This window comes from Novosphingobium sp. PASSN1 (genome assembly GCF_002278815.1).
The window spans coordinates 1-15731 of the sequence record NZ_NKIS01000006.1 but is presented as its reverse complement, the minus strand read 5'-3'; the positions used below and the strand labels follow the sequence as shown (position 1 = coordinate 15731).

General features: G+C 64.4%; 15 protein-coding genes. 14 read left to right on the top strand and 1 reads right to left on the bottom strand.

What is annotated here, in order from left to right; all coding sequences use genetic code 11:
* Positions 1–2: 2 nt before the first annotated feature.
* Positions 3–392, bottom strand: coding sequence for a nuclear transport factor 2 family protein (locus tag CFE35_RS11095; RefSeq protein ID WP_292930670.1), 390 nt, complete (start codon positions 390–392; stop codon positions 3–5).
* Positions 393–472: 80 nt separating this feature from the next.
* Here CFE35_RS11095 and CFE35_RS11090 point away from each other — a divergent pair, with 80 nt between their 5' ends.
* The 14 genes from CFE35_RS11090 to CFE35_RS11025 all read left to right on the top strand — a co-directional run bounded on the left by CFE35_RS11090 (position 473) and on the right by CFE35_RS11025 (position 15603).
* Entirely contained in the window at positions 473–1330 is an 858-nt protein-coding gene (locus CFE35_RS11090; protein ID WP_292930669.1) for a hypothetical protein, read from the top strand.
* Positions 1315–3498, top strand: coding sequence for a PQQ-dependent dehydrogenase, methanol/ethanol family (locus CFE35_RS11085; protein ID WP_292930668.1), 2184 nt, complete (start codon positions 1315–1317; stop codon positions 3496–3498). The genes CFE35_RS11090 and CFE35_RS11085 overlap by 16 nt, the downstream gene beginning before the upstream one ends.
* An 11-nt stretch (positions 3499–3509) precedes the next feature.
* On the top strand, positions 3510–4007 hold the full coding sequence (locus CFE35_RS11080; RefSeq protein WP_292930667.1) for a DUF3237 domain-containing protein: 498 nt from the start codon (positions 3510–3512) through the stop codon (positions 4005–4007).
* Positions 4008–4086: 79 nt separating this feature from the next.
* Positions 4087–5673 carry an FAD-binding oxidoreductase gene (locus CFE35_RS11075; RefSeq protein ID WP_292930666.1) on the top strand — a complete coding sequence of 529 codons (1587 nt, stop codon included), beginning with the start codon at positions 4087–4089 and terminating at the stop codon, positions 5671–5673.
* Complete coding sequence (locus tag CFE35_RS11070; RefSeq protein ID WP_292930665.1) at positions 5670–6068, top strand: cytochrome c; 399 nt, start codon at positions 5670–5672, stop codon at positions 6066–6068. Before CFE35_RS11075 ends, CFE35_RS11070 begins: the two co-directional genes overlap by 4 nt.
* The gene (locus tag CFE35_RS11065; protein WP_292930664.1) at positions 6068–6430 is read left to right on the top strand and encodes a hypothetical protein; all 363 of its coding nucleotides are present in this window, start codon (positions 6068–6070) and stop codon (positions 6428–6430) included. Before CFE35_RS11070 ends, CFE35_RS11065 begins: the two co-directional genes overlap by 1 nt.
* Before the next feature lie 215 nt (positions 6431–6645).
* A complete protein-coding gene (locus CFE35_RS11060; protein WP_292930663.1) occupies positions 6646–7425 on the top strand; it encodes a glutathione S-transferase family protein in 780 nt (259 codons plus the stop codon).
* Complete coding sequence (locus CFE35_RS11055; protein ID WP_292930662.1) at positions 7425–8210, top strand: glutathione binding-like protein; 786 nt, start codon at positions 7425–7427, stop codon at positions 8208–8210. The genes CFE35_RS11060 and CFE35_RS11055 overlap by 1 nt, the downstream gene beginning before the upstream one ends.
* A gap of 7 nt (positions 8211–8217) precedes the next feature.
* A complete protein-coding gene (locus CFE35_RS11050; RefSeq protein ID WP_292930661.1) occupies positions 8218–9783 on the top strand; it encodes an AMP-binding protein in 1566 nt (521 codons plus the stop codon).
* A gap of 72 nt (positions 9784–9855) precedes the next feature.
* Complete coding sequence (locus CFE35_RS11045; RefSeq protein ID WP_292930660.1) at positions 9856–11973, top strand: PQQ-dependent dehydrogenase, methanol/ethanol family; 2118 nt, start codon at positions 9856–9858, stop codon at positions 11971–11973.
* A 45-nt stretch (positions 11974–12018) separates the two neighbouring features.
* Positions 12019–13443, top strand: a complete 1425-nt coding sequence (locus CFE35_RS11040; RefSeq protein ID WP_292930659.1) for an aldehyde dehydrogenase family protein — start codon at positions 12019–12021, stop codon at positions 13441–13443.
* Positions 13444–13511: 68 nt separating this feature from the next.
* Positions 13512–14384, top strand: coding sequence for an amidohydrolase family protein (locus CFE35_RS11035; RefSeq protein ID WP_292930658.1), 873 nt, complete (start codon positions 13512–13514; stop codon positions 14382–14384).
* Between the two features lie 5 nt (positions 14385–14389).
* A complete protein-coding gene (locus CFE35_RS11030; RefSeq protein WP_292930657.1) occupies positions 14390–14854 on the top strand; it encodes a sulfur transferase domain-containing protein in 465 nt (154 codons plus the stop codon).
* Positions 14851–15603, top strand: coding sequence for an SDR family NAD(P)-dependent oxidoreductase (locus tag CFE35_RS11025; protein WP_292930656.1), 753 nt, complete (start codon positions 14851–14853; stop codon positions 15601–15603). Before CFE35_RS11030 ends, CFE35_RS11025 begins: the two co-directional genes overlap by 4 nt.
* The last annotated feature ends 128 nt before the right edge of the window (positions 15604–15731 follow it).

Genomic DNA, 15731 nt, shown 5'->3' with positions numbered 1-15731 from the left:
GTTCAGAACATCGAGTTGGGATTGACGGGATTGGCGGGCACATCCTGCAGCACGTCCCAGTGCTCGACGATAAGGCCGTTCTCGCAGCGGAAGATGTCCACCACGGCAAGGCCGGGATCACCGGGCCAGCGCTGAACATGGGTGTGCACGATCACATGATCGCCCTCGGCAAAGCTGCGGTGAAGGGTCTGCTTCGCATCGGGCGATTCGACTTTTACGTGGTCGAGAAAGGCTTTCAGCGCGTCGACTCCGGGCGGCGCGAGCATCGAGTGCTGGATGTAGTTGGGCGAAATGTAGCGGTCGACCGCGCTGCTATCCATCGCGATGAGCACCTTGTGGTACATTTCGATCACGAGATCGTGGTTCGCCTGTTCGGCGGCGGTTCGCGCCATCGACTCTCTCCCCTTTTATTCTAACATTTGATACGGTATGCCGGAAATCGAAGGGCGGTAAAGCCCTATTGGGAGAGATTATGGACCGCGCCGGTCTTTACGCTGCACTCGATGCTTTCCTTGCCGCGCTGAATGCGGGCGACCACACTCGGCTGGCCTGGGCCGCGGGCGCGCACAACAGCGAAAACAACGTGATGCTGGAGATCGGCGACGGCGTGTGGGGCACGATCCAGCGGCTGGGCGATTACCAGCTGCGCTTTGCCGATACCCGCACCGGGCAGGTCGGCTATTTCGGCACGGTGATCGAGGCGATCGAGGAATCGGCGTTCACCTTGCGCTTGCAGATCAACGGGGCCGGGCAAATCGCCGAGTGCGAGATGCTGGTCGTCCGCCAGTCGGACAGCGGGATCAAGTTCGAGAACTGCCGTTATTGGGACAAGCCGATCCTGCACCGCGAAGTGGTGGCGCCGGTACCGCGCGCGGAGATGATCAAGCTGGGCGATGGTTATTTCGACACGCTGCAGCGGAACGACGGCACGATCCACACAAAGTTCCATCCCGATTGCAACCGGGTGGAAAACGGCGTGCAGACCACGCGCAATCCCGAGTTCGCCAAGATCGTGCCGGTTTCGGCGCTCGGCTGCGAGGAGCAGTTCCGCATGGGCAACTACCGCTATGACGACGACTTGCGCGCGCGGCGCTTTCCGCTGGTGGACGAGGAGCGCGGGCTGGTGCTGGCCTATGGCTTCATCGACCATTCGGGCCGGATCGACGAATACCAGCTGACCGACGGGCGCACGGTGAAAAGCCCGGTGCGGCGGCCGCACAGCTTCTATATTTCGGAGCTGTTCAAGATCGACCACGGGATGATCGAGCAGATCGAGGCCAATTTCATCACGGTGCCCTACCGGATGCCGAGCCCGTGGGATTCGCTGTGATCCGGCGGCTGGTCCTTGCCGCGCTGGCCGCTGCCGCGCTGGGCGCCGCGCCGCCGATGGTCGGCGCGGGGTCCGAGTGGGCCAGTCCGGGCGGGGATGCTGGAAAGACGCACCATTCCGCACTGACGCAGATCAATGCCGGGGACGTTGGCACGCTAGGGCTGGCGTGGCAGGCCGAATTTGGCACCGCGCGCGGGATGGAAGCGACGCCGGTCATGGTCGGCGGGGTGCTATATACCTCGGGCGTGGCAGGGCGCGCTTACGCATTTGATGCGGCGACGGGCAAGCAGCTCTGGGCGTTCGAGCCTGAGGTCGACATGCAGCTCAACCGCACGGCGTGCTGCGACATGGTCAACCGCGGCGTCGCGGTGGCGCGGGGCAAGGTCTTTGTCGCGACGCTGGATGGCTGGCTCTATGCGCTGAATGCGAAGACTGGTGCGGTGGTCTGGAAGACCGATTTCATCGAGAACCGCAAGAAGGGCGACAACTCCACGGGTGCGCCGGAAATTGCAGGCGATGTCGTCGTCATCGGCATGGCGGGCGCGGAATATGACGTGCGCGGCTATGTCACCGCGCTCGATCTGGAAACAGGCAAGCTGCGCTGGCGCTGGCACGTGGTGCCGAAGGATCCCGCGCTGGGGCCGCAGGAAACGCCCGAACTGGAAGCAGCGCTCAAGACCTGGGACCCCATGAGCCGCTGGGATATCGGCGGCGGCGGCGCGCCGTGGGATGCCATCGCGTTCGATTCCGAAACGGGCTATCTGCTGGTCGGCACCGGCAACGGCGGGCCTTACGCTACATCGAAGCGCAGCCCGGCGGGCGGGGACAACCTCTACCTCGGCAGTCTGGTCGCGCTCGATCCAAAGACGGGCCGGATGGTGTGGCACTATCAGGAAACGCCCGGCGATGACTGGGACTTCACCTCGACCCAGCCGCTGATCCTTACGCATCTGAAGGTCGATGGGGCGGATCGTTCGGTGATCCTCCATGCGCCCAAGAACGGCTTTCTCTATGTGATCGACCGGGGAACCGGCAAGCTGCTCAAGGCCAATCCGCTGGTGCGGGTGAACTGGACCAAGGGGATCGATCCCGCCACCGGCAAGCCGATCCCGGACCGGGAGGCGAGCGATTACTCCGCGGCGCCCAAGATCGTGTTTCCGGCCACGCCGGGCGCGCGCAACTGGCATCCCGCCTCGTTCGATCCGGCCACCGGGCTCTATTATGCGGCGGTGCTCGATCTGGGGAACCTGATCTTCATGACGCCGGGGCAGAAGCCGCTCAAGGCGCGGGGGCTGAACAACGATGCGGCGCTGATCTTCACCACCGATGTGAAGGACGCGCTGGCCATGTTCCCGCCGCCGATTGCCGATGCCGTGCGCGCGCTGCCTGCCTATGCCGAGGCGCTGAAGGATCCCGGTACGGCGCAGATCCGCGCGATCGAGCCGCTGAGCGGCAAGACGGTGTGGGCGGCGAACACGGCCGGGTGGCAGGACCGCGCGGGCGTGCTGACGACCGCTTCGGGGCTGCTGATCCACGGCGATGTGGGCGGACGGCTTACTGTGCGCGACGCGAAGAGCGGCGCGGTGCTGAAAACCATCGAGACGGGCACGCCGATCATGGCCGCGCCGATGACCTATCAGGTGAACGGCGTGCAATATATCGCGGTCATGGCCGGTTGGGGCGGGGGCGGCTTCCCGTTCGTGCCGCGTTATTCGGCGGCCTATGACCGGGGCAACCTGAACCGCTTGCTGGTGTTCAAGCTTGGTGGGGGCAACGTGGAGCAACCGCCGCTGCTGCCGCCGCTCGAAGTCGCGCCCGAACCGCCCGCGCAGGCCGCTGGCGTGACGGCGGAGACGATTGCGCGCGGGCAGGGGCTGTTCTTCGGCAATTGCGCGATCTGCCATGCGAACCGGCACCGCTCGATCACGCCGGACCTGCGGCGGATGCAGCCGGGCACGCACACCCTGTTCCGCGAGATCGTGCTGGGCGGCGCGCTTGTGCCGGGCGGGATGCCGCGCTGGGATGACATGCTCCCGCCCGGCGATGCCGATGCGATCCATGCCTATTTGATCGATCAGCAGAAGCAGACGCGGGCCGATGAACTGGCCAAGCAGAAGGCGGGCAAGCCGCTCGATGGGCCGAGCCTGACGATCCTCTCCAACTATTGAAGGCCTGCAACATGGATTTCTCCACACTCGACAACCCCCGGCTGGAGTTCGCCTTTGCCTGCACGCTGCGCTTCACGCGGGTGCAGACGGTGCCGGATGTGCCGACAGGCGGCATGCGTAGCGCGGTCTATGTCGATAGCGGGGAGTTCGAGGGGCCGCGCCTGAAAGGCAAGGCAGTGCCCAACTCGGGCGGCGACTATGCCTTCTTCCGGCCTGACGACACGGCTGTGTTCGACGCGCGCTACATGCTCGAGGTCGATGACGGCACGCTGATCTACATGCAGAACAAGGGGTTCCTGTGGGGGCGCGAGCCGGGGACGATGGAGCGGCTGCGCAATTGGGCCTTCGCGGGCGGCGCGCCGGTGCCGCACGCCGAATACTATCTGCGCGCGCAGCCCACGTTTGAAACCAGCAAGGGCCCGCATGACTGGCTGACCCGGCACGTGTTCATCGGGGTGGGCGAGCGGCGGCCGGATGGCAACCATGTGCGGTACTACGCCCTGACGTGACATGGCGCCTTGACGCAGCACCGTGTTCACGGCACAACGCTAACAATTGGTAGAAAATAAACATGGGAGAATACCGCCGGTGAAGCTGCATCTGCCGCCCCGCGTCAGCCCCAAGACCTTCGATGCCATGCTCACCGCCTCCGCCGGGGTCGTGGGCAAGGAATGGGTCATGGCGAGCGACGCCGACCGCGACGCCTATTCCGATGTCTATGCGCCCGGCAGCGAAGAGGAATGGCCCGCAGGCGCGGCGATTGCGCCATCGAGCGTGGAGGAAGTGCGCGCGATCGTGCGGCTGGCGAACGAGTACAAGACGCCGCTCTGGCCTGTCGCGCGGGGCAAGAACCTGGGATACGGCACGGCGGCACCGCGCATGGCGGGCTCGATCGTGCTGGATCTGGGCCGCATGAACAAGATCCTCGAGCTTGATGCGAAGCTGGCCTACTGCGTGGTCGAGCCCGGGGTGGGCTTCTTCGACCTTTATGAGGCGGTGCAGCGAGAGAAGCTGCCGCTATGGCTTTCGGTGCCGGGCAATGCCTGGGGCTCGGTGCTCGGCAATGCGCTGGAGCACGGCATCGGCTATACCTCCTATGGCCTTCACGCGCGCAACCTCTGCGGGATCGAGGCCGTGCTGCCCGATGGCGATCTGATGCGCACCGGCATGGGCGCGATGACGAACAATCCGGCCTTCCATCTTTTCCCGATGAGCTACGGCCCGACGTTCGATCTGGCTTTTTCGCAGTCCAACCTCGGCATCGTGACCAAGGCCGGCGTGTGGATGCAGCCCGCGCCGGAAAGCTCGCTCGAGCTCGTCTGGGACATCCCGGCGGTGGACGATATCGGCTGGGTAATCGATACGATCGCGCCGCTCAAGATTTCGGGGCTGATCGACCAGAACGTGTTCATCCCGAGCTGGCTGGGCAAGATGGTGCTGAAAGGCCAGCGCAAGGATTTCTGGGACAAGCCCGGTGCCATCCCGGAATCGCGCGTGGAGGAACTGCTCAAGCAGTATGGCCTCGGTTACTGGCAAGTCGCGCTGCGCCTCTATGGCGAAGAAGGCGTGGTCAAGGCCAAGGCCGAGGTGGTCAAGGCGGCGATGGCGCGCAACCTCAAGGCCCCGCCCGTCGAGCACTGGTGGCACCCCGGCGATTACATCCACGGCATCGAGACGACGATGGGCATCCCTTCCGCCGTGCCTCTGCAGATGAGCGACTGGATCGGCGGGCGCGGGGCGCACATGGGCTTTTCGCCAGTGGTGCCTGCCACGGGCAAGCACGTGCTCGACCAGATGCACCGCAGCCGCAAGATCATCGCGGACTTCGATGTCGATTTCTATGCCAGCTTCACCATCGGCGGGCGCTTTGCCAACAACGTCAACATGCTGATGTACGACCGCGACAATGCCGAGGAAGTGGCGAAGATGCGCCGCCTGTTCGACACGCTGATCGCGGAGACGGCGAAGGCCGGATATGCCGAATACCGCACGCACCTTGGCTGGATGGACCCGGTGATGGATACGTTCGATTTCAACGGCCATGCGCTGCGTCGCTTTGGCGAAAAGGTGAAGAACGCGCTCGATCCCAATGGCATCGTGGCACCCGGCAAGCAGGGCATCTGGCCTGCGGCTTATGCCGATCAGCGGGCCAAGAACGCGGGAGGCAAGGCATGAAGCGGTTCCTGCTCGCTGCCGGGTTCGTGGCTTCAGCCGCAGCAGCCCTTCCTCCCGGCCCGCCGCCGGGACCGCCGCCGCCGTACCAGATGCGCGGCGAGGCACCTTCCGGTGACCGGCTGAAGCCGGGCGGCGATGGCAAGGTGCTGTTTCAGGTCCACTGCGGCTATTGCCACCTCACCGGGGGCATGGGCACCAACCTGCTGACCAAGCAGCGCATGATGATGGGCGAAACGCCGGACAAGGGCCTCCTCGCCAACCGCACCGACCTGACGGCGGACTACGTGAAGAGCGTGGTCCGCATGGGCAAGGGCGCGATGCCGGCGCAGACGAAGGTCGATGTGACCGACGCCGAGCTTGAGGCGGTTGCGAAGTATCTCGGGAAGGCGGGCTGATGCGGACGGATCGGCGCGGGCTTCTGAAGGGCGGGGCGCTAGCGGGTGTCGCGGCGGCGGTTCCGGTGGCGGCGCACGCTGCTGCCGAGGTGGCGGCGGTGATCGTTCATGACAGCCGGCTGGCTGAATCCGCTAGCTTTGCGGGCGGGCGCGGGATCGACCTTGCGCACCTTTCGCTGCGCGAGGTCCATGCGGCGCTGGCGGGGGCCACGCGCGTTGAGGGGCTGACGCGGTGGAGCGACTGGACGGTGCTGCGCGGTTTGCTGGAAGAGCAGGGTTTGCGTCGGACCGCCGAGACCCGCGCATTGGCGCCGCTGTCCGGACATGATGGCTTGCTGCGCTGGAGCATGGTGGCGCGCTAAGCATCGTTTCCCCCAAATGCTATTTTACCAGGTGAAACTTGACCGCGCCGCAGCACTTAGCGTGCGGGCGGACTAGCGCCTAAGCGGGTGCTGCATCCTGCCTATGCGGGCAGGACCGCTTGAACCGCCGGGCAGGCTGATTTAGTATGTAACACTAACAATCGGCTCCGCATGGTCGGAGTCGTGGGAGACGTGGCAGCCATGGTTCGCAACGCATGACTGATGTGACGCTCTATCACTGGGAACCCAACGCCAATTCGGGCAAGCCGATGCTGGCGTTGATGGAAAAGGGCGTGCCCTTTGCCAGCCACTACATCGACATGCTGCAGTTCGATCAGCACAGGCCCGAATACCTCGCGATCAATCCGCAGGGCACTATCCCGGCCATGACGCACAATGGTCCTTGGGGTTCGCGGGTGCTGACCGAAAGCACCGCGATCATGGAATACGTGAACGCCGAATTTGCCGGGCCGGACCTGATGCCGGCGGACGCGCAGGACCGCTGGCGGGTGCGCTGGTGGATGAAGTTCATGGACCAGTGGCTTGGCCCGAGCTTCTCGATGATTGGCTGGAGCGTGTTCGTGGGGCCGATGGTGCGGAAGCGCGATCCCGAGGAACTGGCCGCCGCGATCGAGCGCATTCCGCTCCCCGAAAGGCGGCGGGCGTGGAATAAGGCGATCAACGGCGATTTCTCCGCCGAGGAGATGGCCGAGAGCCGCCGCCGCGTGGCGCTGGGCATCGCCAAGCTGGAGGAAGAGCTGGGCAAGCGCGACTATGTCGGCTCGGGCCAATACAGCCTTGCCGATATCAACATCTTCAACTCGACCTATTCGCTGCCGCTTTCGCAGCCCGATCTCGCCAGCCGCGAGAAAACGCCGAACATCATGCGTTGGCTCAAGCGCGTCTATGAGCGCGATGCGGTGCAGCGGACCTGGGCGATGGGCAAGACCGACCTTGCCGCGCGCTACAGCCTGGTGATGGAGGGGATCGTCTGATGGAACCTGTGCTCTATCACGGCGAGCCGAATGGCGCTTCGCTGACCGTGCTGGCGGCGCTTGCGGAAACCGGGCTCGATCTGCACTGCAAGCGGCTCGACCTGCTGGCGGGCGCGCGGCACAGGCTGCCCGGCATTACCGAACCCATCGCGCTTGATCTGGGCATCGAAGGCGAAGGGCCGGTGCTGGTGGCGGGCGGTGAAGCCATGACCGAATCGGTGTTCCTCGCGCAGTATTTCGACGAGCTGGCGGGGGGCTGCGGATTGCAGCCCAGCGACCCTTACAGCCACTGGGAAATGCTGATGTGGTGCCGCCAGATCACCGAACGACTTTCGCCTGCGGCGGCGATGCTGGGCAATCTGGCTTCGTCGCAATCGGAGATTGCTGCGATCCCGGCGCGAGATTTCGTTCATGTTGCTGCTGCCATCGTGTCGGATGACTTGCGTGAACGGTGGCTGGCCCTGCGTGATGGGGACATTAGTCCTGCGCAAGTGGCCGACAGCCAGACCAAAGTAGATCAGGCCGCGCAGCGCTGCGAGGACAAGCTGACCGACGGGCGCGCGTTCCTGATGGGGGCGTTCTCCATCGCTGATCTCGTGACTTACAGCTGGCTGGCGGGGATGGAACTGGTCCGTCCCGAAGCTTTTGCCGAAACGCCGCTCACCCGCGCATGGCTGGCGCGCGTGGCAGTTCGGCCCTGTATTCTGGCAGCTTTGGCCATGGCCACTGTGCCGGAACCGCTTACAACATGGGCGCCTGGCCCGGAAATCAACCGTTGGGGATGACAGCACAATGCGTGCAATCGACTATTTCGACCGTGGCCATGACCGTGATCCTTCGCGCCTTGCGATCATCGACACCGAGAGCGGCCTCAAGCTGACTTTCGCCGAGACCAAGGCGCTGACCGAGCGGATCGCCGCCGCGCTGCAGAAACACGGGTTCGAAAATCAGGACCTGCTCGGGTTCTATGGCCCGAATGATGGCATGTTGCTGGTCGCTGTGCTGGCGATGTGGCGCGCCAACGGCAAGTGGATCCCGGTCAACACCCGCAACGCGATTGATGCCAATGCGGCCTATATCAATTACGTGCGGCTCAAGTGGATGGTCTATCATTCGTCCAAGGCGGACGAAGTCCAGCAATTGAAGGACTTGTGCCCGACGCTGCAGCACTTCGTGTGCCTCGATCAGCGGCTGGGCAATGATCCGAGCCTCGAGGAATTCATGGCCGGGGTGAGCGCGGCCGATTTCGTCGAGCCGGAGATCGACGCGTTCGGCAACCTGATGGACATGGTCGGTATCTTCCCCACCGGCGGCACGACCGGCCCTTCGAAGGGCGCGAACGTGACGAACCTCGGCTGGGGCACGATGATCGAGACGGCGGCGGACGGCATGGGCGGGCGCACCGATTCGCCCGTCGCGCTGGTTTCCGCGCCGATCACCCATGCGGCCGGGCCGATTGCGCTTTCGACGATGAGCCTTGGCGCAACGCAAGTGATCCTGCCCGGCTTCGATGCCGAAGACGTGCTGCGCACCATCGCGGAGTACAAGGTCACGCACATGTACCTGCCGCCCACGGCGATGTACCAGTGCCTCGCCAGCCCGGAAATCGGCAAGCACGATTACTCGTCGCTCAAGATCTTCATTCTGGTCGGCTCGCCGTGCAGTCCGGAAAAGCTGCGCCAGGCGGTGGAGATCTTCGGCCCCGCCATGTGCCAGGCCTATGGGCAGGTGGAATGCCCGATGATCGTGGCGTGGTTCCCGCCCGAGGACGTGGCGCGTTTTGCCTATGAAGCGCCGGAAAAGCTGGCGGCCTGCGGCAAGCCGACCCGGTCGATCAAGGTGGCGCTGATGGACGATGACGGCAACCAGGTGCCGCTGGGCGAGGCCGGCGAGATCTGCGTGCGCGGCGCGCTGGTGACGCATTCCTACTTTGAAAAGCCCGAAGAAACCGCCGAAATCCGCAAGTTCGGCTGGCACCACACCGGCGATGTCGGCAAGTTCGACAAGGACGGCTACCTCTATATCGTCGACCGCAAGAAGGACATGGTCGTCTCTGGCGGGTTCAACGTCTTCACCGCCGAGGTCGAGGCTGCCGTGACTGAACTGGCGCAGGTGCGCGAAGCCTGCGTGTTCGGCATCCCGCATGAGAAGTGGGGCGAGCAGGTCCACGCGGTGGTCGTGGCGGACGGGATCACCGAGGCCGAGATCATCGCTTATACCAAGGAGCGGCTGGGCGGCGTGAAGGCACCCAAGTCGGTCGAGTTCATCGATGCCATTCCGCGCACCGCCGCGGGCAAGATGGACAAGAAGGAACTGCGCAAAAAGTACTGGGGTGATGCGCAGCGTATGGTGAATTGAGCAGGGCTGGTTTAAACAGTCGATTAAAGTGATTGAGGGCCGAACCGGGCCCTAAGGAGAAGGCTGAGAGGTATGCGCGTTTCGTTGGTTCGCAAGCTTGCCGTGGCATCGGTCCTCGCGCTTTCGGCGGGGGTTGTGGCGCAAACGGGCGCCATGGCCACCGTGACCGATGCGATGCTGCGTGCAGTGCCGGGGGCGGAATGGCTGACCTATGGCGGCGACTATGCCGAGCAGCGCTATTCGCCGCTGACCCTGATCAACGAGTACAACGTCGATCAGCTCGGCCTCGCCTGGTATGCCGACATGGACACCGCGCGCGGGCAGGAAGCCACGCCGCTGGTGCATGACGGCGTGCTTTACGTCTCGACCGCATGGTCGATGGTGAAGGCCTACGACGCGAAGACCGGCAAGCCGCTGTGGGCTTATGATCCCAAGGTGCCGCGCGAAACGCTGGTGCGCACGTGCTGCGACGCGGTGAACCGTGGCGTGGCGCTCTATGGCGACAAGCTGTTTGTGGCGGCGCTGGATGGGCGGCTCGTGGCGCTCGACCAGAAGACGGGCAAGCTGCTCTGGCAGAAGACCGTGGTGCCGAACCAGACCGACTACACCATCACCGGCGCGCCGCGCATCGTGAAGGGCCGCGTGCTGATCGGCGCGGCAGGCTCGGAGTACAAGGCGCGCGGCTATATCGCGGCCTATGATCCGGAAAACGGCAAGGAAGTCTGGCGGTTCAACACCGTGCCGGGCAACCCGGCGCAGGGCTTCGGCAAGGAAGGCCTCAACAAGGCGGCGCACGAAGCGGCGGCCAAGACCTGGGGCAACAAGTGGTGGGAACTGGGCGGTGGCGGCACCGTGTGGGATTCGATCACCTATGATCCCGAAACCAACCTCGTCCTCTTCGGCACCGGCAATGCCGAGCCGTGGAACCCGGCAGCGAACGGGCGTGAGGGCGATAGCCTCTATACTTCGTCCATTGTCGCGGTGGACGCGGATACAGGCCAGTATGCCTGGCACTTTCAGGAAACCCCGGAAGACCGCTGGGACTTCGATTCCGATCAGCAGATCACCATCGCGGATGTGATGATCGGCGGCGAGAAGCGCCACGTGGCGATCCATGCGCCCAAGAACGGGCACGTCTACGTGCTCGATGTGAAGACCGGCAAGTTCCTTTCGGCAACGCCGTGGGTGCCGGTGAACTGGACGACGGGGATCGATCCGGAAACCGGTCGGCCTACCATCAACCCCGATGCACGCTATGAAAAGACCGGCAAGCCGTTCGTGAGCCTGCCCGGCGCAGTGGGCGCACACAGCTGGCAGCCGCAGAGCTACAGCCCGAAGACCGGCCTGCTCTATATCCCGACCAACCTCGCCGCCTTCCCCTATGCGGCGGCTGCCGGGTGGAAGCCCACGGGCATCGGCTTCCAGACTGGTCTGGACAGCTATGCCGTGGCGATGCCGGCGGATGCCAAGGTTCAGGCGGGCGCGAAGGCGGCGACGACCGGGCAGCTGGTGGCGTGGGATGTGGCGAACAAGAAGGCGGCGTGGAAGGTCGATCTGGTCGGCCCTTCGAACGGCGGCGTGCTGTCGACCGCGGGCAACCTCGTGTTCCAGGGCACGGCGGCAGGTGATTTCATCGCCTATACCGCGAGCAAGGGCGAGAAGCTGTGGTCATTCCCGGCGCAGACCGGGATCATCGCCGCGCCGATGACCTATACCATCGATGGAGAGCAATATGTCGCGATTCTCGCCGGTTGGGGCGGGGTGTGGGATGTCGCCACGGGCGTGCTGGCCAACAAGGCGGGCGCGGCGCGCAACATCAGCCGTCTGCTGGTGTTCAAGCTGGGCGCCAAGGGGCAGCTGCCCGAAGCGCCGCCGATGAACCAGATGGTGCTTGATCCGCCGCCGTTTACGGGCACAGTGGCGCAGGCGACCAAGGGCGGGCAGCTCTATGGCCGCTATTGCTCGGTGTGCCATGGCGATGCTGCTGTGGCGGGCGGGCTGAACCCCGATCTGCGCCATTCGGGCACGATCGGCTCGGCTGATGCGCTGAAGGCCGTGGTGATCGGCGGGCAGCTCCATGAACTGGGCATGGTTTCGTTCAAGTCGGCGCTCAAGCCGGCTGACGCGGAGGCTATCCGGATGTATCTCATCCAGCGGGCCAATGAAGACAAGGCGCTGGCATCGCGCTGAAGAATTGCTATACGTTAGAACAATCGAACGACGACGGAGAGACTCATGACCACAATCTATCCCAATCTGATCGATGGCGAACTGGTAACCACGGCGACCGTGCTCGACGTGGTGAACCCGGCAAACGAGCAGGTGATCGGCCAGGTGCCGTCTTGCGGCGCTGCCGAGCTTGACCGCGCCGTTGCTGCCGCCCGCCGCGCTTTCAAGACCTGGTCGAAGACCCCGGTCGATGACCGCCGCGTGGTGATCCAGAAGATGGCCGCCGCGATCGACGCCAACTTCGAAGAGCTCTACCGCCTCCTCACCGCTGAACAGGGCAAGCCGCACCAGCAGGCCCAGTTCGAAATCGGCGGCTGCTCGGCGATGATGAACGCGCAGTCGACCCTGACGTTGGAAGAGACGATCAACGAGGACAGCGACGAGCGCCTCAGCCGCACGCGCCGCGTGCCGGTTGGCGTCGTCGGCGGCATCGTGCCGTGGAACTTCCCGATCCTGATGGCCGTGCAGAAGATCGCCCCGGCGATCCTCTCGGGCTGCACCATCGTGCTCAAGCCTTCGCCGTTCACCCCGCTGACCACGCTCAAGTTCGCCGAGCTGATCAAGGACATCGTGCCCGCAGGCGTCGTCAACATCATCACCGGCGAGGATGCCCTCGGCCCGATGATCACCGCGCACCCGGATATCGACAAGATCACCTTCACCGGCTCGACCGCGACCGGCAAGAAGATCATGGAAGGTGCCTCGAAGGACTTGAAGCGCATCACGCTCGAACTCGGCGGCAACGACGCCTCGATCGTGCTGCCCGATGCCGACGTGGCGAAGGTGGCCGAGCAGCTGTTCTGGTCGAGCTTCACCAACGCGGGCCAGATCTGCGTGGCGGCCAAGCGCATCTACATCCACGAGGATATCTACGACGAGCTGAGCGCTGCCATCGCGGCTTATGCCAAGACGGTGAAGGTGGGTGACGGGTCCGAGCAGGGCACCGGGGTCGGCCCGATCCAGAACAAGAAGCAGTTCGACCGCGTGTGCGAGCTGATCGAGGATGCCAAGGACAACGGCTACAAGTTCCTCGTCGGCGGCGATGTCGATCCTTCGGGCTCGGGCTACTATGTGCCGATCACCATCCTCGACAACCCGCCCGAAGACGCGCGCATCGTGGCCGAAGAGCAGTTCGGCCCGGTCATGCCGCTGATGAAGTTCTCGAGCGACGATGAAGTGATCGCGCGCGCGAACAACTCGGACTACGGCCTCGCCGGTGCGGTGTGGACCAAGGACACCGAGCGCGGCGTGAAGATTGCCGAGCAGCTCGAAACCGGCACGGTGTGGATCAACGAGTTCCTCCACCTCTCGCCGTTCGCGCCCTTCGGCGGCCACAAGCAGTCCGGCTTCGGCGCCGAATACGGCATCGAAGGCCTGAAGGAGTTCACCTACAGCCAGGTGATCACCATCAAGAAGGACGCGCTCGTCTAAGCCATGTTTGAGTGAACAACAGCCCCGGCGACCGCGCGGTCGTCGGGGCTTTTTTCAAGGAATTGCCGGTGCCCATCGATATTACGAAGATCAAGGCCATCGACGTGCATGTGCATGCCGAGGTTTCCTGCCACGATCCGGAAGATCCGGTGATGGGCAAGTTCTTCGATGCGGCATCGACGTATTTCAAGGCCCCGCGCGAGCGGCCCAAGATGCCCGAGATCGTGGAGATCTACCGCGAGCAGCAGATCGCCTTCTGCATGTTCACGGTCGATGCCGAATGCGGCATGGGCGCAAAGCGGGTCTCGAACTACGAAGTCGCCGAAATGGCGCTCAAGAACGATGATATCTGCATCGCCTTCGCCTCGATCGACCCGCACAAAGGCAAGTTCGGCGCGCGCGAGGCGCGCGATCTGATCGAGAACTACGGGGTCAAGGGCTTCAAGTTCCACGGTATCGTGCAGGATTGCCACCCGGCGGACCGCGTGGCCTATCCGATCTATGAAGTGATCGCCGAATATGGCCTCCCCGCGATCTTCCACACCGGCCACTCCGGCATGGGCACCGGTATGCGCGGCGGCGGCGGGATGCGGCTCAAGTATGGTCAGCCCATGCTGATCGACGATGTCGCGGTTGATTTCCCCGACATGAAGATCATCCTCGCGCACCCCTCGTGGCCGTGGGTGGACGAGAGCCTGTCGATGGCGCTGCACAAGGACAACGTCTTCATCGACTTGTCCGGCTGGAGCCCGAAGTATTTCGCGCCGCAGATCATTCAGTATGCGAACACGCAGCTGAAGCACAAGATGCTGTTCGGCAGCGATTTTCCGCTGATCCACCCGCAAAAGTGGATCGATGCGGCGCTGAAGGTCGGCTTCCGCGACGAAGTGCTGCCCGGCATCATGAAGGACAACGCCGTGCGCCTGCTGGGCCTGGCCTGAACGGCATGAGCACCGACCCGGCCGATATTCGCGGCTGGCAACGGCTGAGCAATGACGTGACCACCTCGGGCCGGCTCGAGGAGGGGGATGTCGCGCGTCTCGCTGCGCTCGGCGTGAAGCAGGTGGTGAACCTCGCGCTCGACAGCCATCCCGAGGCGCTGGCGGACGAGGGCGGCAAGTTTGCGGCTGCGGGCATCGCCTACACGCATATCCCGGTGCCGTTCGATGCGCCGCAGGACGCGCACTATGCAGCGTTTCGCGCAGCGGTGGCAGCGGGGCCGCAGCCGGTCCACGTGCATTGCATCATGAACTGGCGGGTTTCAGCGTTCTTCTACCGGCTCCACCGCGATGAACTGGGGATGCCCGAAGCAGAGGCGCGCGCGCTGATGGTGCAGCAGTGGGAGCCGGATGCGGCAGACAAGCCCGAGTGGGCGGTCTGGGCAGACTTCATCGCACCGAAGGCCGGATGATGGATTTCGCAGGGCAACATGTCGTCATTACCGGTGCTTCGACCGGGATCGGGCGTGCGGCGGCGGAGCGCGTGGTTCGGGCCGGGGCGCGGGTAACGCTGATCGCGCGGCGGGGCGAACTCCTCGCCGATCTTTGCGCGGAGCTGGGCGCGGGCGCGGGCTGGGCGGCTGCAGATGTGGGCCAGCAGGATCAGTTGATCGCCGCGCTCGATAGTGCAGCCGCGCAGCATGGCCCGATCGATGCGCTGTTCCTGAATGCAGGAACGGGCGGCACGTTTGCGCTGCTCGAAGACTATTCGGACGACAATTTTGATGCGCTGATGGCGGTCAACATGAAGTCTGCCTTCTGGGCGGTGCGCCATGTGTTGCCCGCGATGAAGGCGCGGCAGAGCGGCACGATCCTGATTACCGGCAGCCTTGCTTCGGAGCGCGGCATGGCGATGAACGTGGGCTATGTGATGAGCAAGCACGCGGTGCTGGGCCTTGCGCGCGCGGCGGCGCTGGAAGGGGCGGCGCATGGCGTGCGCGTCAATTGCCTCGTCCCCGGCTTCATCGCGACACCGCTGCTGGAGGGCGTGCCACCCGAGCAGCTCACTTCGCTCGCCGCCAACGTGCCGCAGCAGCGGCTCGGTACATCCGAGGACGTGGCGGAAGTCGCCGCCTTCCTTCTTTCGCGCAGCGCCGCGCATGTCACTGGCCAGAGCTGGGCAGTGGATGGCGGCGTGCTGGGTACTCTTGCGATCAGGTAGCCCCATGACGCTCAAATACTATCACGCCGAACCGCTGGCCAATTCGCTCAAATCCATGGCCCCGCTCAAGGAGAAGGGGCTGGATTACGAGAGCATCTACGTCGATTTGCACAAGTTTGAGCAGCACC